An 18,065-nucleotide genomic window follows, 5' to 3' on the forward strand; every position below is an offset into this window, starting at 1 on the left:
CGCGGCCAGGATCAAGCCCAGGTGGTGAAATTGGTAGACGCAGGGGACTCAAAATCCCCCGCCGCAAGGCGTGCCGGTTCGATTCCGGCCCTGGGCACCAGCATTCTCGCAGCGTGACGCGCTGCGCCTCCCGAAACCCGCGCAAGCTCGCCGCTTCGCGGGTTTTTTGTTTTTGCCGTGCACCGCAACGCATGCCCCCGCGCAACAGTCCAAGCGTCATGAGGATGCGCGGCACGGAGGCACGCCATGTCCATGCGCCCGATTTCATCTCCGCTCTGCCGCCGCGCGCTCGCCGTGGTGCTGTCGCTCATGCTGACCGGCTGCGACATCCTGACCGCGCCGCCGGTGCCCGACTGGCCGGGCCCGCACGCGCCCTACCCGTTCCCGGACAGCATTCCGCATCGCACCGAATGAATGGACGCGAAGGCCGCCGTCGGCACGTCGAGCCGAGTTCAGGCTCAGGCCATCAACGCCCGCACGAAGTCGAGAAACACGCGCACCTTCGCGGAAACGAGATTGGACGCGTGGTGGTACGCGTAGAGCGGAAACGTCTCGTCCGCCCATTCCGGCAGCAGCAGCACCAGCCGCCCGTCGGCAAGGATGTCGCGCGCATAGAGTTCCAGCAACTGCGCAATCCCCGCGCCGCCGAGGCACGCGCCGAGCAGCATGCCCGTGTCGTTGACCATCAGCCGGCCGGCGGCATCGTACGGCACCACCTCCTCGCCGCGATGGAATTCCCATTCGAATGGCCGCCCCGTCACCGGATCGCGGATCAGCACGCAGCGATGCCCGCTCGCGAGATCCCGCGGGTGCCGCGGTTCGCCATGGCGCGCGACATAGGCCGCCGACGCGCAGGTCAGCACGCGCGTTTCCAGCAGCAGCCGCGCACGGTATGACGACGGTTCCGGAATACCGAACCGCACCGCCACGTCGAACCCGTCGGCGACGAGGTCGCCCATCCGGTCGCGCACGCTGATCTCGACGGACAGGTCGGGAAAGCAGTCGAGAAACTCCGCCATCTTCGGCGCCAGCACGTAGTGGCCGAAAGTCGCGTCGACGTTGACGCGCAGCCGCCCCCTGACACGCGCCTTCGACTGCCCGGCGTCGATCGCCGCGTCCTCGATGCCGGCCAGCAGCGGCGCGACCGCTTCATAGAAGCGCCGCCCTTCGTCGGTGAGCGTGATCGCACGGGCCGTGCGGTTGAAGATCCGGATGCCGACGCGCTCCTCCAGCCGGGCGACGGCACGGCTCACCGCCGGCTGCGTCAACCCCATCGCCTCGCCGGCGCGCGCGAAGGTGCCGGCCTCGATCACCGCCGAGAGCACGCCGATCCCGCTCAAAAGCCTGCTGTCGAATGCCATGAGACATACTTTCTGTCATTCTTGATCTGATCATTATTCATTATTTTTATTGGTCGAGGAAGCCTACAGTAGTCCTGTCGCCGGATCGCACGGCACTCACGAACCAAGGAGCAGGACATGAGCACATCGGAACAGGTCGCCCTCGTCACGGGCTCGTCGCGCGGCATCGGTGCGGAAATCGCCCGTCGTCTCGCGCGCGACGGTTTCAGGGTCGTCGTGAACTATGCGGGCGGTGCCGGCCCCGCGCAGGACGTGGTCGACGCGATCGTCGCCGACGGCGGCACGGCCGTCGCGGTACAGGCCGACGTCGCCGACCCGGCCGCGGTGGCCGCGCTGTTCGACACGGCCGAGCAGGCATTCGGCCGGATCGACGTGGTCGTCAACAGCGCGGGCGTGATGAAGCTCGCGCCCGTGGCCGAGTTCGACGACGCAGCATTCGACCAGACCGTCGCGATCAACCTGAAGGGCGCGTTCAACGTCAGCCGCGAGGCGGCGAAGCGCGTGCGCGACGGCGGCCGCATCGTCAACCTGACCTCGAGCGTGATCGGCATGCGCCTGCCGACCTACGGCGTGTACATCGCGACCAAGGCCGCCGTCGAGGGCATGACGCAGGTGCTCGCGCAGGAGATGCGCGGCCGCCGCATCAGCGTGAACGCCGTCGCGCCGGGGCCGGTCGCGACCGAGCTGTTCCTGCAGGGCAAGAGCGCCGAACTCGTCGACCGGATGGCGAAGATGAACCCGCTGGAGCGGCTCGGCCAGCCCGCGGACATCGCCAGCGTCGTCGCATTCCTCGCCGGCCCCGACGGCGCGTGGGTCAACGGCCAGGTCCTGCGTGCCAACGGCGGCATGTGCTGACCGGCCGCCTGCCACGCCCACCGTTTACCGGAGATCGATCATGAAGGAAGTCATTCTCGTCACGGGCGCCTCCAGCGGCTTCGGCCTGCTGACGGCCCAAGCGCTCGCGCGCGCCGGCCATACCGTCTACGCGTCGATGCGCGACAGCACCGGCCGCAACGCGCCGCGCATCGCCGCCATCGCCGCGTACGCGCAGGAACACGGCGTCGACCTGCGCACCGTCGAGCTCGACGTCAGCGACGACGCGTCCGTCGGTGCCGCCATCGATCGCGTGATCGCGGACAACGGCCGCCTCGACGTCATCGTCCATAACGCCGGCCACATGGTGTTCGGCCCGGCCGAAGCGTTCACGCCCGAGCAGATCGCCCAGCTCTACGACATCAACGTCGTGTCGACCCAGCGCGTCAACCGCGCGGCGCTGCCGCACCTGCGCCGCCAGGGGCGCGGCCTGCTCGTCTGGGTGTCGTCGTCGTCCGCGCGCGGCGGTACGCCGCCGTTCCTCGCGCCCTACTTCGCCGCGAAGGCCGCGATGGATTCGCTCGCGGTGTCCTATGCGGCCGAGCTGGCCCGCTGGGGGATCGAGACGTCGATCGTCGTGCCGGGCGCCTTCACCCAGGGCACGAATCACTTCGCCCACGCCGGCAAGCCGGCCGATGCGGCCATTCAGGCCGCCTACGTCGACGGCCCGTACGCGGGCGTCGCCGAACAGGCGCTGCAAGGCCTCGCCGCGCTCGAACCGGCGGACGCCGATGCCGGTGCCGTCGCGACGGCGATTGCCGACATCGTCGCCGCCCCGGCCGGCAAGCGCCCGTACCGCGTGTTCGTCGATCCGTCGCAGGACGGTGCGGAGGAAGTGTTCCGCGTCGGCGATCGCATTCGCCGCGAGATGTTCAGGAACATCGGCCTGGCCGACCTGCTCGCGGCCCGCGTCGGCGGCTGATCCACCGTGCGCCGGTCACGCCGGCGCGCCTCGGCCTGGCGCGCAGAAGCCGAGGATCGCGTCGGCGATTACCGCCGGCGCCTCGCGCTGCGGAAAGTGGCCGACACCGTCCAGCACCTGGCGCGCGTAGCGCCCCGCAAAGAACCGCTCGCGCCCGGCCGAGCTGTCCGGATGATTGCAGGTGTCCGCGCCGCCGTGCAGTACGAGCGTCGGCAGCGCCAGCACCGGTGCGGGATTCAGCCACGCATCGTCGTCGGCATAGGCCGGCGTGCCCGGTGCGAATCCCCATCGATGCCGGTACGAATGCAGGACGACGTCGATCCAGTCGGGCCCGTCGAACGCGGCGGCGGCCGCCTCGAAATCGCTGTCGCGATACCAGCCCGGCGGCGACCACGTATCCCACATCAGGCGGGCAAACGCGCGGCGATCGTCGCGCAACGCCTGCTCGCCGCGCGGCGTCGCCATGAACCAGTGATACCAGTAGTTGCGCGCCTGCTGCAGCGACAGCGGCTGCCCCGGATCGTTGGTGCCGTACCCGACCGACAGCATCACGAGATGCGATGCGGCGCCTTCGCGCAGCCCGCACGCGTTCGCGGCCGCCCGCGCACCCCAGTCGTGCCCGACCAGCACGGGCCGCTCGAGGCCGAGCGCGTCGACGAAGTCGAGCAGGTCGCGCCCGAGCGCCGCGAGCTGGCCGCTGCGCGGCACGGATGCATCGCGAAAGCGGGTCGGGGCAAAACCGCGCAGCGCGGGCGCGAGCACGCGGTAGCCGTGCGCGGCGAGCCTTGCCGCCACCGCGTCCCAGCCGACCGGGCTGTCCGGCCAGCCGTGCAGCAGCACGGCCACGCGCTCGCCGCGCGGATTCCATTCGAGATAGGCAATGTCGAGCGACGCGGTCGTCGCATGCGCATAGGTCGTCATCGTGCACTCCGTTGGGTCGATCCGAGTGCACGATGGTAGGCCGGCGTTTCATCACGATTCACGGAGTATCATGGTTCATTCATTGAGTATCGCGTTTAATTGATCCATGGAACCGCTGACCGATCCCGCGTCGACGTCGCTCGACATCACGTTGCTGCGCACCTTCCTCGAAGTCGTCGACAGCCGCGGGTTCGCGCCGGCCGCGGAACGGCTCGCGCTGACGCCGTCCGCCGTCAGCGGCCACATCAAGCGGCTCGAACAGGCAGCCGGCACGGTGCTGCTCGCGCGCACCACCCGTCGCATCGCGCTCACGCCGGCCGGCGACACGCTGTACGCGTACGCACGCAACATCGTCGACATGGAGCGCGAAGTGCGCGCGAGGCTGCGCGGCGCGCCGGCGCACGGGCCGCTGCGGGTCGGCGCATCGGAGGATTTCGCGGGTGCGTGGCTGCCGCACGTGCTGCGCACGTTCCGCGACCGCCACCCGCGCACGTCGATCGAGCTGAAGGTCGGGATCACCGCGTCGCTGCTGCGCGAGCAGACGCTCGGCCGGCTCGACGTCGTGTTCGGCAAGCAGTGCCGGCAGGTCGACACGCCGGGCGAACTGCTGTGGGAAGAACCGCTCGTGTGGGCGTTCGCGTCGGATCGCACGCTCGACGCCGGCGGCGACGTGCCGCTCGCGCTGTTTCCGCAGCCATGCGTCTATCGCGAAGCCGCCGTCGCGGCACTCGCCGCCGCGCTGCGGCCGTTTCGCGTGCTGTTCGAGAGCAGCAGCATGGCCGGCTGCGTGTCGGCCGCGCTCGCGGGCTTCGCGGTCACCGCGCTGGCGCGCAGCCAGTTGCGCGACGGCCTGCGCGAATGCGGCCCGCAGGACGGCCTGCCGGCGCTGCCGGCCGCGCGCTTCTACGCGTTCGCGGCGAAACCGAGCGGCGCCGCCGCGGCGTTGATCGACGCGGTGCGGGAAACCGGGCGCAGCCGGCAGTTCGCGGCGCTGCCCGGCTGAAACAGGCACGACGGCACGTGACGCGATCCGGCCGTGCCGGTCAGTCGCCCTCCACACCCTCCCCGCCCCTCGTCAGCGCGCTCGCCATCAGTTCCCCGAACCATTCGACGAACGCATTGAGCCGGCGCGAACGATGGCGCCGGTGCGGGTACACGGCCGACACGTCCATCGGTGCGGCGCGGTGGCCTGGCATCACGTCGACGAGTGCGCCGCTGTCGAGCAGATGCTGGACGTCGAAGCGCGGAATCTGGATCAGCCCCATCCCGGCGATGCAGCTGGCGATATAGGTTTCGGCATTGTTGACGATCACCCGGCTCGGCAGCATGAGCGTGTGCCGCTGGCCGTCCACGCAGTATTCCCAGTCGAGTTCGCGCCCGGTCGTCGGCGACGCATAGCCGATCGCCCAGTGTCCGTGTGCGAGCGCATCCGGATGCTCGGGCACGCCGCATTCGCGCAGGTAGTCGGGGCTCGCGCAGTTGATCAGCGTGAACTGCCCGAGCGGCCGCACGACGAGGCTGCTGTCCGCGAGCCGCCCCACGCGAATCGCACAATCGACACCCTCCTGCACGAGGTCGATCGAACGATCGGTCGAGCCGAGCGACAGTTGCAGCTTCGGATAACGGTGAAACAGCGACGGCAGCGCGGGCGCCACCACGCGGCGCGCGATCCGGCTCGGCACGTCGACGTTCAGCCGGCCGATCACGTCGCGGTCGCGGCGGCGGAACAGGCGGTCGAGTTCGTCGGCCTCCGCGAGCAGGCGCCGGCCGCGTTCGAGCAGCAGCGCACCGTCGGCGGTCAGCTGCACCTGGCGTGTCGTGCGGTGCAAGAGGCGCGTGCCGAGCCCCGTCTCCAGTTGCTGGACGGCCGCCGATACGGTCGCGCGCGGCACGTCGAGCGCATGCGCGGCCTTGATGAAGCTGCCCATCTCGGCAACCTGCAGGAAGATTCTGACCTGATCCAGCTTGTCCATCGGCGGGGAACGTAGGTTCGGACGAACGCCGCCGCCAGCCGTCGCGCGTCGCGACAAGGTTCGGCGGCACAGAGAAAACGGGCACGCGGCCGCAAGGCCGCGCGCCCGTCCATTGTCCACGCAAACGCGCCATTGCGGTGCGCCGCGCGGCCCGTTGCCGGGTCGGTTACTTGGTCGTGTAGCCGCCGTTGATCAGGATCGTCTGACCCGTGATCCACCAGCCGTCGGTGACGAGATGGCGGATGAACGGCACGACGTCCTCGATGTCGGTCAGGCCCGTCTTGCTGAACGGCGACAGCGCGGCCGCCGTCTTGTGGTACGCGACTGCATCGGCGCCCTCGGCCGGGTAGAAGAACGGCGTGTCCATCGGGCCCGGCCCGACGGCCGTCACCGAGATCCCGCGTGCGCCGTACTCCTTCGACGCCGCGCGCGTGAAATGCTCGACCGGCGCCTTCGACCCTTCGTACGCCGCATAGAACGGCGTGAACGCGCCGAGCAGCGACGTCACGAGCGTGACGAGCTTGCCGTGATCCTCGAGGTGCCGTCCCGCTTCCTTGATGAAGAAGAACGCCGACTTGCTGTTGACCGCGAACATCTCGTCGTACTCGGCCTCGCTGATCTCGGTGAACGGCTTCTTCAGCACCTTGCCGACCGTGTTGATCGCGATGTCGATCTTGCCGAAGCGCTGCTTCGCGTCGTCGAACAGCTTCTCAACCGCGCCGGCCGTCGTCAGGTCGCCCTGGAAGGTTGCCGCTTCCGCGCCGGCCGCACGCACCGCGGCGGCCGTCTCCTCGGCCTGCGCCAGCGACGCGGCGCTGTTGTAGTGAATCGCCACGGCCTTCGCACCGTGGCTCGCCAGATCCCGCGCGATCAGGCCGCCGAGATTCTTTGCGCCGCCTGCGATCAGGACGACCTTGTCTGCGAGCGTGTGAGTTGCCACGGTTGACTCCTTTTCTCGTTGAACGAAGCTTGGAGTGTAGGCACGCGCGACGCGCCGGTCAGCCGGGCGCGGCTGGATGGATTATCCAGAAAAACGATCCAATCGAAGCGCGGATGTGCAGCCTGTCGCACCGACAACCGCGCCGGAATCTGTCCTCGATCGATTGACGCCTATCCCGGCGCCCGCTCAGCGCGCGTACAGCGTCGCGTCGATCTTGCCGAGCAGCCACTGCATGCCGGCCAGGTGCTGCTGGTCGTGGCTGCACAGGTAGTGGACGAGCCCGCGCACGGTCAGCGAACCGTAGCCGTCGAATTCCCCGGTGCGCGCGAGCTGTTCGGGCGTGAGACGCGACACGAGGTCCAGCGTCTCGCGCCGCGCTTCGCGGATCGCCGCCAGCACGTCGGACGCATAAGCGTCGTTGTAGCGGCGCTCGATCGCGAGCGCGTCGCCATCGATCGACACGAGCAGCGGCCGGTCTTCGTCGAGCATCCGCCGCAGCCGCACGTGATAGCCGTCGATCTCGATGTCGCGCACATGGCAGAGCTGCCCGAGCGGCGAAAAATGCTCGCTTGGAATCCCGGCCCAGTCGTCGGGCGTCCAGCGCGCGTAGCCGTCGGGGACGGCCGCGAAATGCGCTTCGAGCTGACGGGGAAAATCGGCGAGTGCGTCGAGCGTCGTCGGATTCATGCGGGACTCCCTGTCGGATAGGGGCGGCGGCAGCCCTGGCACGGGCCTGCCGTCGCCGTTGCGTCACTTCACGCTGAAGCCGTACGCGCCCTGGGTGCGGTGCCCGTCGGTCGCGACGACCACCCATTTCACCGTATAGGCGCCGGTGCCGACCGCCGTGAGCGGCACCGACATCCGCTTGCGGTTCGACGCGTCGATGCGCGCGCGGCCGTCCGACACCGCCTTGCCGTCGCCGTCGACGACGACGATCGAGCTGAACGCGGGTTCCAGCGGCTCGGTGAAGTCGATCGTGACGGCGGCCGGTGCGGCAGCCACCGACGCGCCCGCCGCCGGATCGCTCTTCGCGAGGTGCGCGTGCGCGAACGCGGCCGACGAGACGGTCGCCGCAACGATGACGGCAGCGGCGTGGCGGCCGAACGGGAACGAAGCAAAAGGCATGGACTTTCCGTGAAGAATGAGCGGGCGCCGCGCCCCGCGCGACGTACCGGCAGCTTACCAGCGCATGCGCGTTCATGCCGGTCGCGCGCCATCGCTTGATAGAATGCGCGCGCTATGGATCTCGAAAGCATTCTCTACACCCAGGGCTTCGGCTCGCGCCGCCAGTGCCGCGGCCTGATCGAAGCGGGCCGCGTCAGCGTGGCGGGCGCCCGCGCGACCGACCCCGACGCCGCGTTCGATACCGACGGCCTCGTGTTCTCGGTCGACGATACGGCGTGGCCGTTCCACGCACGCGCCTATCTCGCGCTCAACAAGCCGGCCGGCTACGAGTGTTCACGCGACCCGCAACACCACGCGAGCGTGTTCAGCCTGCTGCCTGCGCCGCTCGTCGCACGCGGCGTGCAGTGCGTCGGGCGTCTCGACCAGGACACGACGGGCCTGCTGCTGCTGTCCGACGACGGCCAGTTCGTGCACGCGTACACGTCGCCGAAACGCAAGGTGCCGAAGACCTACGTGGCGACCGTGCGCCACCCGCTCGACGACACGCAGCTGAACACGCTGCGCACCGGCGTGCAGTTGCACGGCGAGCCGAAGCCGATCGCGGCGGTCGCCGCCGACGCGCGCGACCCGCACGCACTCGCGCTGACCGTCCTCGAAGGCAAGTATCACCAGGTCAAACGCATGGTCGCGGCGGCGAGCAATCGCGTCGAAGCGCTGCATCGCGAAAGCATCGGCGGCTTCACGCTGCCGGACGATCTCGCGCCCGGCGCGTGGCGCTGGCTCGATGACGCCGACCTTTCGGCGCTGCGCAATACCGTCAAAACCCTGTAAGGGAAAATCCGCACGACCGTTCGACGTCCGGCCGCATCTCCGCCGCATGTTCCCCCGCTATACTGAAATCACAAGCTGTACGAGCAGCGATGCAGGGGAGACATCATGAGCAACCATACTTTTGAACTGTCGTACGTGATGATCGCGTTCGCGGTCGTCGGGGTCATCGTGATCGGCGGCCTGCTGGCCACGATGCACCGGAAGCACAAATATCATCCGAACCTGATTGGCGCGCTGATCGGCGCGTTGCTGTGCTTCCTGCTGATCGAGGCGTTACCGGCGCTCACCTGACGCGCTGCCCGGCGCAAGCGTTTGAAGGAAATCGTCTACGGTCGGATAGCGCAACGTCACGCACAATTCGGCCTTGAGCCGTGCGTTGGACAGGCGCCGCGACTCGCGCATGAACGACAGCAGTGTCGGTTCGAGCTGACGCTCGGCGTCCGCGCGGCTGACGCGTGGCGGCCTCGGCAGGCCGAGCACCTGCGCGACCCGGTCGAAATACTCCCCCATCCGCAGTTCGCTGTCGTCCGACGCGTGCACGGCGCGCGCCGGCTTGCCGCGTTCGGCCGCACGGCGCAGGATCGCCGCGAGATCGTCCGCGTGGATGTGGTTCGTGTAGACGTCGTCGGCCGGTTCGAGCGCCGGCGTGCCGCGCTCGAGCCGTGCGACCGGCAGACGGTTCGCCGCGTAGATCCCGGGAATCCGCACGATGCGCGCGGACAGCACGCCGCGCACCGTCGCCGCACGCAACTGCCGCTCGGCCGACACGCGCCGGAACGCGCGCGGATTCGCGGGGCGCAGCGGCTGCGTCTCGTCGATGCGCGCGCCGCCGCAATCGCCGTAAACGCCCGTCGTACTGGCGTAGACGAGCCTCGGCGCACGAAGGCCGTCGGGTACAATACGCGCTGCCCGAACGGGCGCGCCGGCCTGTCGGGCAGCGGTGCGCAGCGTTCGGAGCCGGCCGACCGCCGAGGCCGGCGGCACCGGCGGCCGTCGCGCAGGCACGGTCGTTGCGGCGATCAGCGCACGCGTGCGCCGGTCGTCGCGGCCATCGGGCTGCGGCGGTGCGAGATGCAGGATCGTGCGGGCCAGACCCGCGAGGCGGCCAAGCGTCGCCCGGCCATCGAGGTCGCCGACGATCGGTGTTGCACCCGCGGCGCGCAGTTCGTCGCGACGGGCCGGATGGCTCGTCAGCGCGAAGATCCGCAGGTTGCGGCGCGCGTCGCGCCATTGCGCGACGCAGCGCATGCCGACGTCGCCGCAGCCGACGATCAGTGCGCGCGGCCGGCGCAGGATTCGAGTCGCGATCATGTTGGTTGCGAAATCAGTAGCCACCGTTGCGCGACGCGCAACGGGTTTGCATTGTAGCTGCCGTGCCCGACATGCACGGTCCCCCCATTTTGTTCTAGTTTGGTTCTATGGCATTCAACGTCACTCTCAAGCAAAGCGGCCGGCAATTCCAGGTCGAGTCGGATGAAACCGTGCTGGCGGCCGCGCTGCGCCAGAACGTCCATCTGCCGTACGGCTGCAAGAACGGCGCGTGCGGCTCGTGCAAGGGCCAGATCGTGTCGGGCCAGATCGAACAGGGCCCGCATGCCGCGTCGGCGCTGTCCAACGACGAGCGCACGCGCGGCCTCGCGCTGCTGTGCTGCTCGAAGGCGCAGTGCGATCTCGAAATCGACGTGCGTGAAATCGCCGGCGTCGACGGCGTGCAGGTCAAGAAGCTGCCGTGCCGGATCGCCGCGCTCGAGCGCAAGGCCGACGACGTGATGGTCGTGAAGCTGCAGCTCCCCGCCAACGAACGCCTGCAGTATCTCGCGGGCCAGTACGTCGAGTTCATCCTGAAGGACGGCTCGCGCCGCAGCTACTCGATGGCGAACGCGCCGCACGAGGAAGGCGCGGTCGAGCTGCACATCCGCCACATGCCGGGCGGCAAGTTCACCGACCACGTGTTCGGCGCGATGAAGGAGCGCGACATCCTGCGCTTCGAAGGCCCGCTCGGCACGTTCTTCCTGCGTGAAGATTCCGACAAGCCGATCGTGCTGCTCGCATCGGGCACCGGCTTCGCGCCGATCAAGGCGATCATCGAGCACGTGAAGCACACGGGCATCACGCGCCCGATGACGCTCTACTGGGGCGCGCGCCGCAAGAAGGACATCTACCTCGGCGAGCTCGCCGAGCAGTGGGCTCGCGAGATCCCGAACTTCACGTACGTGCCGGTGCTCTCCGAGCCGGACGCCGGCGATCAGTGGACGGGCCGCACCGGCTTCGTCCATCGCGCGGTGATCGAGGATCTGCCCGACCTGTCGGGCCACCAGGTGTACGCATGCGGCGCGCCGGTGATGGTCGAATCCGCGCAGCGCGACTTCACGCAGCACCACGCGCTGCCGGCCGACGAGTTCTACGCGGACTCGTTCACGAGCGCCGCCGATCTCGCGCATCCGGTCTGAGGCCGACGCACCCGCGTACGGCACTGCGCGCCGCGATGTCACATCCGTGGCATCGCGGCGGTTTACAGTGACGCGCGGGATGCCTTATGCTTGCGCACATGAACTGCTTCCTGTCCGCCCTTCGACGTCGCCGCTCGCCGCTCCGCCCGGATGCCGCAGGCTCGTCACGGACTCGCGCGTAACCCCCACACTGCTTCACCGGTTACGCACAAGCTGTTCGACCCACCAGCCACGGCCTTCCGTGGCTTTTTTATTGCCTGCTTTCCTTTCAACGTCCGCTGGAGTCTGCTGCCATGCCCCTGAACGATTATCCGATCGACTCGCTGATGTACATCACGAACCGCCCCGACATCGTGTTTACGCACGGCAAGGGTTCGTGGCTCTACGATCATACGGGCAAGCGCTATCTGGACTTCATCCAGGGCTGGGCCGTCAACAGCCTCGGCCATTGCAACGACGGCATCGTCGACGCGCTGAAGACGCAGGCGGAAAAGCTGCTGAACCCGTCGCCCGCGTTCTACAACGAACCGATGGCGAAGCTCGCGGGCCTGCTCACGCAGCACAGCGTGTTCGACAAGGTGTTCTTCACGAACAGCGGCGCGGAAGCGAACGAAGGCGCGATCAAGCTCGCGCGCAAGTGGGGCCGCAAGTTCAAGAACGGCGCGTACGAGATCATCACGTTCGACCACAGCTTCCACGGCCGCACGCTCGCGACGATGTCGGCCAGCGGCAAGCCGGGCTGGGACACGATCTACGCCCCGCAGGTGCCGGGCTTCCCGAAGGCCGAGCTGAACGACATCAACTCGGTCGAGAAGCTGATCACCGACAAGACCGTCGCCGTGATGCTCGAGCCGATCCAGGGTGAAGGCGGCGTGATTCCGGCGACGCGTGAATTCATGCAGGCGCTGCGCGCGCTGACGAAGCAGCACGACCTGCTGCTGATCGTCGACGAAGTGCAAAGCGGCTGCGGCCGCGCGGGCACGCTGTTCGCGTACGAGCTGTCCGGCATCGAGCCGGACGTCATGACGCTCGCGAAAGGCATCGGCGGCGGCGCCCCGCTCGGCGCGCTGCTGTCGAAGGCCGAGTTCGCGGTGTTCGAGGCCGGCGACCAGGGTGGCACGTACAACGGCAACCCGCTGATGACGGCGGTCGGCTATTCGGTGATCTCGCAGCTCGTCGCACCGGGCTTCCTCGAAGGTGTGCGTGCGCGCAGCGAATACCTGAAGCGCAAGCTGCTCGAGCTGTCGGAAGAGCGCGGCTTCGAAGGCGAACGCGGCGAAGGCCTGCTGCGCGCGCTGCTGCTCGGCAAGGACATCGGCCCGCAGATCGTCGAGAAGGCCCGCGACATGCAGCCCGACGGCCTGCTGCTGAACGCCGCGCGGCCGAACCTGCTGCGCTTCATGCCCGCACTGAACGTGACGACCGAGGAAATCGACCAGATGATGGCGATGCTGCGGTCGGTGCTCGACACGCTCTAAGGAGAGCCCGCCGATGGATGCCACCGCCGATGCCGTTGTAATCCGCCCGTTCGAACGCGCCGACACCGATGCCGTGCTCGCGGTATGGCGTGACGCGTTCCCGCAGTATGAAGACGCGGATGCGCCGCCGCACCGCGATCCGCTGCGATCGATCGAGCTGAAGCTCGCGACGCAGCCGGAACTGTTCTTCGTCGCGACCAGCGGCGCACGCGTGGTCGGCACGCTGATGGCGGGTTTCGACGGGCATCGCGGCTGGCTCTACTCGTTCGGCGTGTCGAACGACGCACGCCGGCTCGGCATCGGCCGCGCGCTGATCGCGCATGCGGAACGCGCGCTCGCCGCGCGCGGCTGCCTGAAGATCAACCTGCAGGTGCTGCCCGGCAACGACGATGCGTGCCGCTTCTACGCGGCGCTCGGCTATCGCGTCGAGGAACGCATCTCGTTCGGCAAGACGCTGCCGGCCGCGTGAAGCAGAGGCCGGCCGCCCGCCACGTCAGCGCGTGATCGGCCCCGCGCCCGGCAGCGGATTGCCGAGCGCGTCGGTCGGCACGGCCTGCTGCTCGAACGCGGCGAAATACGCGGCCCATTGCGTATCGCTCACGCGCACGATCAGCGCGCCGTCCTGCCAGATGTCGTTGTGATCGTTGTGGTCGTCGCCCGCGCGGTTCAGGTAGTTCGCGCCGGTCGACCCCTGGTTCATGTGGGTGTCGTGGATGCCGTTGCCTTCCGAATACGAGCGGCCGAACACGACGACGTCGAGCCCCTGCGACTGCGCGGCGTTCACCAACCGCAGCAGCGACGGGATCGGCTCCTGATTCTCCGTGCCGTCCATCACGGCGCTCGGGCGCCATGCGCCCGTTTCGTTCAGGATGTCGCTGCGCAGGTAGTCGAGCGCGGGCAAGGCTGCCTGCCCCGTCAGGTCCGTATAGCCCTCGGCCGCGGCCGCGAGCGTCTGCGTGATCGGGTGGTGGAAATCGTAGACGAGCTTGTAGTTCAGCAGGTCGTCCGCGTCGTTGGTGCCCACGTTGATCGCGACGTCCCAGTCGCCTCCCGGCAATGCCAGCGTCAGGTGGACGTGATACTGGATCTCGCTACCGTGCGGCGAGCCTTTCAGCTTCGCCACCGATGTCACCTTCGCCTTCACGAAACCGTAGTCCAGACTCATGCGCGCTCTCCGTGTCCCGATGGGCCGCCGATGCTACACGGCCCGTGTGACGGTTGGCAGGCGACCGGCAACGAGCGGCCGCCCCCATCGTTCCCGCGCCGCGAGCGCGGCGCAACAGTCGAATGGAGTCGCGCCCGCACGCACAAGTTCGACCGGAATCGCATGACACGAAAAAAAAGCTGTCACGGCATCCCGTGACAGCCTTTCGAAAGCCCGTGTGCGACGCGGCCGGCATCTGCCGTCGCGCGCCACCGGGCCCGCTCATTCACTCACTCATTCACCCAGATACGCAGCCCGCACCTTCGGATCGTCGAGCATCTGCTTCGCATCGCCTTCCATCGTGACCGTGCCCGAATCCATCACGTAGCCGCGGTCGGCCGCCTGCAGCGCGAGGCGTGCATTCTGCTCGACGAGCAGCACCGTGATGCCCTCCTTCGAGATTTCACGCACCACTTCGAAGATCTTCTCGACCATGATCGGCGACAGGCCCATCGACGGCTCGTCGAGCAGCAGCAGCTTCGGCTTCGAGAGGATCGCGCGCGACATCGCCAGCATCTGCTGCTCGCCGCCCGACAGCGTGCCCGCGAGCTGCGTCGCACGCTCCTTCAGGCGCGGGAAGAAGCCGAACATGCGGTCGACGTCCTTCTTGATCTGCTCGCCGTCGTTGCGCAGATATGCACCCATCTGCATGTTCTCGACGATCGACATCCGCGCGAAGATCCCGCGGCCTTCCGGCACCATCGCGAGGCCGCGCTTGAGCAACTCGTGCGTCGGAATGCCCTTGATCGACTTGCCCTCGTACTCGATGTCGCCGGCCGAATACGCCTTCAGACCCGTGATCGCCTTCATCGTCGTGGTCTTGCCCGCGCCGTTCGCGCCGATCAGCGTCACGAGCTCGCCCTGGCGGACTTCCATGTCAACGCCCTTGACGGCCTGGATGCCGCCGTAGTTGACCTGCAAGCCCTTGATTTTCAACATTGCCGCTGCCATCAGTGCACCCCTGCGCCGAGATATGCCTCAATCACCTTCGGATTCTTCTGCACGTCCTGCGGCAGACCCTCGGCGATCACCTTGCCGTAATCGAGCACCGTCATCCGGTTGCACAGTCCCATCACGAGCTTCACGTCGTGCTCGATCAGGAGAATCGTGCGGCCGTCCGAGCGGATCTTGTCGAGCAGGCGCGTGAGTTCGACCTTCTCGGTCGCGTTCATCCCGGCCGCCGGCTCGTCGAGCGCGAGCAGCTTCGGGTCGGTGGCCAGCGCGCGCGCGATCTCGAGACGGCGCTGGTGGCCGTACGACAGGTTGCGCGACGTATAGTCCGCGTACTGCAGCACGCCGACGTATTCGAGCAGCTCGATCGCGCGTTCCTTGATCTCGCGCTCTTCCTGGCGTTCGGCCGGCGTCTGGAACACCGCGCCGAGCAGCCCGTGCTTGGTGCGCACGTGGCGGCCCACCATCACGTTCTCGAGGGCCGTCATCCCGCCGAACAGGCGGATGTTCTGGAACGTGCGCGCGATGCCCGTCTTCGCGACCTGATGCACCGCGGTCGGCTTGTACTCCGAGCCGTCGAGCTTGAACTCGCCGGAGTCCGGCGTGTAGAGGCCCGTGATCACGTTGAAGAACGTCGTCTTGCCGGCGCCGTTCGGGCCGATCAGCCCGTAGATCTCGCCTTCCTTGATTTCGAGGCCGACGTCGGACAGCGCCTGCAGGCCACCGAAGCGCTTGTTCACGCCTTTGACGGACAGTCGGATTTGTTTGTCGCTCATGTGTATATCCCCAGTGTCCGTCGATTAAGCACGAACCGGCTTCTTGCTGTTGCGCTTCGCCAGTTTCGCGATCTTGTCCTCATGCTTCGGCGCGGGCCACAGGCCTTCCGAGCGGTACAGCATGATGACCACCATCGCGAGACCGTACAGCGCCTGACGGATCACTTCCGTATCGACGATGTCATGACCGAACAGCGCGTGCTGCAGCGGGCTCATCGTCGAGCGCAGGAATTCCGGGAAGATCGCGAGCAGCACCGCGCCCAGGATCACGCCCGGGATGTGGCCCATGCCGCCGAGCACCACGCAGGCCAGCACGACGATCGATTCCCAGAACGTGAACGATTCCGGCGACACGAAGCCCTGGAACGAACCGAACATCGCACCCGAGAGGCCGCCGAACGACGCGCCCATCGCGAATGCGAGCAGCTTCACGTTACGGGTGTTGATGCCCATCGCCTTCGCCGCGATCTCGTCTTCGCGAATCGCCGCCCATGCGCGGCCGATACGCGAGTGCTGCAGGCGCGTACACACCCAGATCACCAGCAGCGAGCACAGCACGAACAGGTAGTAGTACATGTACACCGACGGCAGCTGGATCCCGAACAGTGAGTGCGTCTGCGACAGGTTGAAGCCGCCGACGTGCACCGGATCAATGCCCGTGATCCCCTTCGGGCCGTTGGTGATGTTCACCGGACGGTCGAGGTTGTTCATGAAGATCCGGACGATTTCACCGAAGCCGAGCGTCACGATCGCCAGGTAGTCGCCGCGCAGGCGCAGCGTCGGCGCACCGAGCAGGATCCCGAAGGTCGCCGCCAGCGCCATCGCGATCGGCACGATGATCAGGAACGGCACATGCAGCCCGTTCGGCGCGAGCGCCGCGATCCACTCGAATTGCGAGCTCAGGTGCGGCGAGCTCAACAACGCCGCCGTGTACGCGCCCACCGCGTAGAACGCGATGTAGCCCAGGTCGAGCAGGCCGGCGAAGCCGACCACCACGTTCAGGCCGAGCGCGAGCATCACGTACAGCATCGCGAAGTCGAGCACGCGGACCCAGTAGTTGCCGCCGGCCGAGCCGATGATGATCGGCGCCGCGATCACGAAGACCGCGGTCAGAAGGCCGATGATGACGGTCTTGGTGGTGTTGCGCTCTTCGACGAGCGACGTCGAGGATTCGATCGGTTGAATGGATGTCATGTTGTTTGCTCCCTTCCGTTACGCGCGATCCGCGACACGTTCGCCCAGCAGGCCGGACGGACGGAACACCAGCACGATGATCAGCACGACGAAGGCGAACACGTCCTGGTAGTTACTGCCGAATACGCCGCCCGTGAGGTTGCCGATGTAGCCGGCCCCGAGCTGCTCGATCAGGCCGAGCAGCACGCCGCCGACCATCGCACCGCCGAGGTTGCCGATCCCGCCCAGCACCGCGGCCGTGAATGCCTTCATGCCGGGGATGAAGCCCATGTAGAAGTGCACGTTGCCGTATTCGGATGCGATCATCACGCCGGCCAGCGCGGCGAGCGCGGAGCCGATCATGAACGTCGCGGAGATCACGAAGTTCGGGTTCACGCCCATCAGGCTGGCCGTATTCGGGCTTTCGGCGATCGCGCGCATCGCACGGCCGAGCTTGGTCTTGTGCACGAGCAGCAGCAGGCCGCCCATCACGATGAACGCCACCGCGATGATCACGATTTCAGTCACCGAGATCACGGCGCCGGGCGTCGTGTCGGTGGCCTTGATCACGTTGATCGGATCGGTCGGCAGCAATTGCGGGAACGGCAGCGGGTTGCGCGACCAGATGATCATCGCGGCGGTCTGCAGCAGGATCGACACGCCGATCGCGGTAATCAGCGGGGCGAGGCGCGGTGCGCGACGCAGCGGCCGGTAGGCGACCCGTTCGATCGTGAAGCCGACGAATGCACAGACGACTGCGGCGATGCCCAGGCCGATCGTCAGTGTCGCGACGTTGCCGAGTCCGGGGAAATGGTTCTGCAGCACGGTGATGGCCGACAGGGCGACCATCGCGCCGATCATCAGCACGTCGCCATGCGCGAAGTTGATGATGCCGAGAATGCCGTACACCATCGTGTAGCCCAACGCGATGATGGCGTAGACACTGCCGAGCACCAGCCCGTTGAGAACCTGCTGGACGAAAATATCCATTTAAAGCTCCTTGGCCCGTGCTGCCGGAGGACGTTGCGCCCCGCGGGTAAGCGAGGAATCGCGCCTTCTCGGCGACACTGCGGGTACTAGTCGATAC

21 protein-coding genes and 1 tRNA gene are annotated in these 18,065 nt (G+C 67.6%); 10 read left to right on the forward strand and 12 right to left on the reverse strand.

The window, feature by feature from the left end:
* The first annotated feature begins 15 nt into the window (after positions 1-15).
* A tRNA-Leu gene (locus G3N96_RS06325) sits at positions 16-100 on the forward strand.
* A 146-nt stretch (positions 101-246) separates the two neighbouring features.
* A complete protein-coding gene (locus G3N96_RS06330; RefSeq protein WP_185634256.1) occupies positions 247-414 on the forward strand; it encodes a hypothetical protein in 168 nt (55 codons plus the stop codon).
* Positions 415-458: 44 nt separating this feature from the next.
* Here G3N96_RS06330 and G3N96_RS06335 read toward each other — a convergent pair whose 3' ends face one another.
* Positions 459-1,361: a LysR family transcriptional regulator gene (locus tag G3N96_RS06335; RefSeq protein WP_206136672.1), complete on the reverse strand. Its 903-nt coding sequence runs from the start codon at positions 1,359-1,361 to the stop codon at positions 459-461.
* 117 nt (positions 1,362-1,478) lie between these two features.
* Here G3N96_RS06335 and G3N96_RS06340 point away from each other — a divergent pair, with 117 nt between their 5' ends.
* Together G3N96_RS06340 and G3N96_RS06345 are read left to right on the forward strand one after the other, a co-directional pair.
* A complete protein-coding gene (locus G3N96_RS06340) occupies positions 1,479-2,216 on the forward strand; it encodes an SDR family oxidoreductase (protein ID WP_124583097.1) in 738 nt (245 codons plus the stop codon).
* A gap of 40 nt (positions 2,217-2,256) precedes the next feature.
* Positions 2,257-3,156, forward strand: a complete 900-nt coding sequence (locus G3N96_RS06345; protein WP_206136673.1) for an SDR family oxidoreductase — start codon at positions 2,257-2,259, stop codon at positions 3,154-3,156.
* Positions 3,157-3,171: 15 nt separating this feature from the next.
* On the opposite strand, the gene G3N96_RS06350 is transcribed toward G3N96_RS06345, so the two are convergent.
* Entirely contained in the window at positions 3,172-4,077 is a 906-nt protein-coding gene (locus tag G3N96_RS06350; RefSeq protein WP_206136674.1) for an alpha/beta hydrolase, read from the reverse strand.
* A 106-nt stretch (positions 4,078-4,183) separates the two neighbouring features.
* On the opposite strand from G3N96_RS06350, the gene G3N96_RS06355 reads away from it, so the two are divergent.
* Positions 4,184-5,080: a LysR family transcriptional regulator gene (locus tag G3N96_RS06355; RefSeq protein ID WP_206136675.1), complete on the forward strand. Its 897-nt coding sequence runs from the start codon at positions 4,184-4,186 to the stop codon at positions 5,078-5,080.
* 40 nt (positions 5,081-5,120) lie between these two features.
* Here G3N96_RS06355 and G3N96_RS06360 read toward each other — a convergent pair whose 3' ends face one another.
* The 4 genes from G3N96_RS06360 to copC all read right to left on the reverse strand — a co-directional run bounded on the left by G3N96_RS06360 (position 5,121) and on the right by copC (position 8,115).
* On the reverse strand, positions 5,121-6,050 hold the full coding sequence (locus tag G3N96_RS06360) for a LysR family transcriptional regulator (protein WP_206136676.1): 930 nt from the start codon (positions 6,048-6,050) through the stop codon (positions 5,121-5,123).
* Positions 6,051-6,216: 166 nt separating this feature from the next.
* The gene (locus tag G3N96_RS06365) at positions 6,217-6,990 is read right to left on the reverse strand and encodes an SDR family oxidoreductase (RefSeq protein ID WP_124583107.1); all 774 of its coding nucleotides are present in this window, start codon (positions 6,988-6,990) and stop codon (positions 6,217-6,219) included.
* 186 nt (positions 6,991-7,176) lie between these two features.
* The gene (locus G3N96_RS06370; protein WP_124583108.1) at positions 7,177-7,677 is read right to left on the reverse strand and encodes a DinB family protein; all 501 of its coding nucleotides are present in this window, start codon (positions 7,675-7,677) and stop codon (positions 7,177-7,179) included.
* Between the two features lie 63 nt (positions 7,678-7,740).
* The gene (gene copC / locus G3N96_RS06375; protein WP_206136677.1) at positions 7,741-8,115 is read right to left on the reverse strand and encodes a copper homeostasis periplasmic binding protein CopC; all 375 of its coding nucleotides are present in this window, start codon (positions 8,113-8,115) and stop codon (positions 7,741-7,743) included.
* Between the two features lie 114 nt (positions 8,116-8,229).
* Here copC and G3N96_RS06380 point away from each other — a divergent pair, with 114 nt between their 5' ends.
* The gene (locus G3N96_RS06380) at positions 8,230-8,946 is read left to right on the forward strand and encodes a 16S rRNA pseudouridine(516) synthase (protein WP_089495471.1); all 717 of its coding nucleotides are present in this window, start codon (positions 8,230-8,232) and stop codon (positions 8,944-8,946) included.
* Positions 8,947-9,048: 102 nt separating this feature from the next.
* Positions 9,049-9,237 carry a hypothetical protein gene (locus G3N96_RS06385; RefSeq protein WP_089495472.1) on the forward strand — a complete coding sequence of 63 codons (189 nt, stop codon included), beginning with the start codon at positions 9,049-9,051 and terminating at the stop codon, positions 9,235-9,237.
* Here the strand turns inward: G3N96_RS06385 and G3N96_RS06390 are convergent.
* On the reverse strand, positions 9,220-10,257 hold the full coding sequence (locus G3N96_RS06390) for an NAD-dependent epimerase/dehydratase family protein (protein WP_206136678.1): 1,038 nt from the start codon (positions 10,255-10,257) through the stop codon (positions 9,220-9,222). The genes G3N96_RS06385 and G3N96_RS06390 overlap by 18 nt on opposite strands.
* Before the next feature lie 107 nt (positions 10,258-10,364).
* On the opposite strand from G3N96_RS06390, the gene G3N96_RS06395 reads away from it, so the two are divergent.
* From G3N96_RS06395 to G3N96_RS06405, 3 genes are all read left to right on the forward strand, one after another.
* Positions 10,365-11,396, forward strand: coding sequence for a CDP-6-deoxy-delta-3,4-glucoseen reductase (locus G3N96_RS06395; protein ID WP_206136679.1), 1,032 nt, complete (start codon positions 10,365-10,367; stop codon positions 11,394-11,396).
* 293 nt (positions 11,397-11,689) lie between these two features.
* Positions 11,690-12,874, forward strand: coding sequence for an acetylornithine transaminase (locus tag G3N96_RS06400; RefSeq protein ID WP_206136680.1), 1,185 nt, complete (start codon positions 11,690-11,692; stop codon positions 12,872-12,874).
* 13 nt (positions 12,875-12,887) lie between these two features.
* Positions 12,888-13,343, forward strand: a complete 456-nt coding sequence (locus tag G3N96_RS06405) for a GNAT family acetyltransferase (RefSeq protein ID WP_206136681.1) — start codon at positions 12,888-12,890, stop codon at positions 13,341-13,343.
* A gap of 24 nt (positions 13,344-13,367) precedes the next feature.
* Here the strand turns inward: G3N96_RS06405 and G3N96_RS06410 are convergent, their stop codons facing one another.
* The 5 genes from G3N96_RS06410 to G3N96_RS06430 all read right to left on the reverse strand — a co-directional run bounded on the left by G3N96_RS06410 (position 13,368) and on the right by G3N96_RS06430 (position 17,968).
* Positions 13,368-14,039: a DUF2278 family protein gene (locus G3N96_RS06410; RefSeq protein WP_206136682.1), complete on the reverse strand. Its 672-nt coding sequence runs from the start codon at positions 14,037-14,039 to the stop codon at positions 13,368-13,370.
* Between the two features lie 273 nt (positions 14,040-14,312).
* Complete coding sequence (locus tag G3N96_RS06415) at positions 14,313-15,029, reverse strand: ABC transporter ATP-binding protein (protein ID WP_089426143.1); 717 nt, start codon at positions 15,027-15,029, stop codon at positions 14,313-14,315.
* The gene (locus tag G3N96_RS06420; protein ID WP_021160760.1) at positions 15,029-15,805 is read right to left on the reverse strand and encodes an ABC transporter ATP-binding protein; all 777 of its coding nucleotides are present in this window, start codon (positions 15,803-15,805) and stop codon (positions 15,029-15,031) included. Before G3N96_RS06420 ends, G3N96_RS06415 begins: the two co-directional genes overlap by 1 nt.
* 24 nt (positions 15,806-15,829) lie before the next feature.
* Complete coding sequence (locus G3N96_RS06425; RefSeq protein WP_206136683.1) at positions 15,830-16,999, reverse strand: ABC transporter ATP-binding protein; 1,170 nt, start codon at positions 16,997-16,999, stop codon at positions 15,830-15,832.
* 18 nt (positions 17,000-17,017) lie between these two features.
* Positions 17,018-17,968 carry a branched-chain amino acid ABC transporter permease gene (locus G3N96_RS06430; RefSeq protein WP_006478051.1) on the reverse strand — a complete coding sequence of 317 codons (951 nt, stop codon included), beginning with the start codon at positions 17,966-17,968 and terminating at the stop codon, positions 17,018-17,020.
* Positions 17,969-18,065 lie beyond the last annotated feature (97 nt).

The sequence above is a fragment of the Burkholderia sp. Se-20373 genome, from assembly GCF_017104705.1.
In the GTDB taxonomy this organism is placed as follows: domain Bacteria; phylum Pseudomonadota; class Gammaproteobacteria; order Burkholderiales; family Burkholderiaceae; genus Burkholderia.

What these genes read in the sequence shown, in the direction of transcription:
- G3N96_RS06330 (WP_185634256.1), top strand. Translation starts at nt 247, where the DNA reads ATGTCCATGCGCCCGATTTCATCTCCGCTCTGCCGCCGCGCGCTCGCC.
- G3N96_RS06335 (WP_206136672.1), bottom strand. Translation starts at nt 1,361, where the DNA reads ATGGCATTCGACAGCAGGCTTTTGAGCGGGATCGGCGTGCTCTCGGCG.
- G3N96_RS06340 (WP_124583097.1), top strand. Translation starts at nt 1,479, where the DNA reads ATGAGCACATCGGAACAGGTCGCCCTCGTCACGGGCTCGTCGCGCGGC.
- G3N96_RS06345 (WP_206136673.1), top strand. Translation starts at nt 2,257, where the DNA reads ATGAAGGAAGTCATTCTCGTCACGGGCGCCTCCAGCGGCTTCGGCCTG.
- G3N96_RS06350 (WP_206136674.1), bottom strand. Translation starts at nt 4,077, where the DNA reads ATGACGACCTATGCGCATGCGACGACCGCGTCGCTCGACATTGCCTAT.
- G3N96_RS06355 (WP_206136675.1), top strand. Translation starts at nt 4,184, where the DNA reads ATGGAACCGCTGACCGATCCCGCGTCGACGTCGCTCGACATCACGTTG.
- G3N96_RS06360 (WP_206136676.1), bottom strand. Translation starts at nt 6,050, where the DNA reads ATGGACAAGCTGGATCAGGTCAGAATCTTCCTGCAGGTTGCCGAGATG.
- G3N96_RS06370 (WP_124583108.1), bottom strand. Translation starts at nt 7,677, where the DNA reads ATGAATCCGACGACGCTCGACGCACTCGCCGATTTTCCCCGTCAGCTC.
- copC (WP_206136677.1), bottom strand. Translation starts at nt 8,115, where the DNA reads ATGCCTTTTGCTTCGTTCCCGTTCGGCCGCCACGCCGCTGCCGTCATC.
- G3N96_RS06380 (WP_089495471.1), top strand. Translation starts at nt 8,230, where the DNA reads ATGGATCTCGAAAGCATTCTCTACACCCAGGGCTTCGGCTCGCGCCGC.
- G3N96_RS06390 (WP_206136678.1), bottom strand. Translation starts at nt 10,257, where the DNA reads ATGATCGCGACTCGAATCCTGCGCCGGCCGCGCGCACTGATCGTCGGC.
- G3N96_RS06395 (WP_206136679.1), top strand. Translation starts at nt 10,365, where the DNA reads ATGGCATTCAACGTCACTCTCAAGCAAAGCGGCCGGCAATTCCAGGTC.
- G3N96_RS06400 (WP_206136680.1), top strand. Translation starts at nt 11,690, where the DNA reads ATGCCCCTGAACGATTATCCGATCGACTCGCTGATGTACATCACGAAC.
- G3N96_RS06405 (WP_206136681.1), top strand. Translation starts at nt 12,888, where the DNA reads ATGGATGCCACCGCCGATGCCGTTGTAATCCGCCCGTTCGAACGCGCC.
- G3N96_RS06410 (WP_206136682.1), bottom strand. Translation starts at nt 14,039, where the DNA reads ATGAGTCTGGACTACGGTTTCGTGAAGGCGAAGGTGACATCGGTGGCG.
- G3N96_RS06415 (WP_089426143.1), bottom strand. Translation starts at nt 15,029, where the DNA reads ATGGCAGCGGCAATGTTGAAAATCAAGGGCTTGCAGGTCAACTACGGC.
- G3N96_RS06420 (WP_021160760.1), bottom strand. Translation starts at nt 15,805, where the DNA reads ATGAGCGACAAACAAATCCGACTGTCCGTCAAAGGCGTGAACAAGCGC.
- G3N96_RS06425 (WP_206136683.1), bottom strand. Translation starts at nt 16,999, where the DNA reads ATGACATCCATTCAACCGATCGAATCCTCGACGTCGCTCGTCGAAGAG.
- G3N96_RS06430 (WP_006478051.1), bottom strand. Translation starts at nt 17,968, where the DNA reads ATGGATATTTTCGTCCAGCAGGTTCTCAACGGGCTGGTGCTCGGCAGT.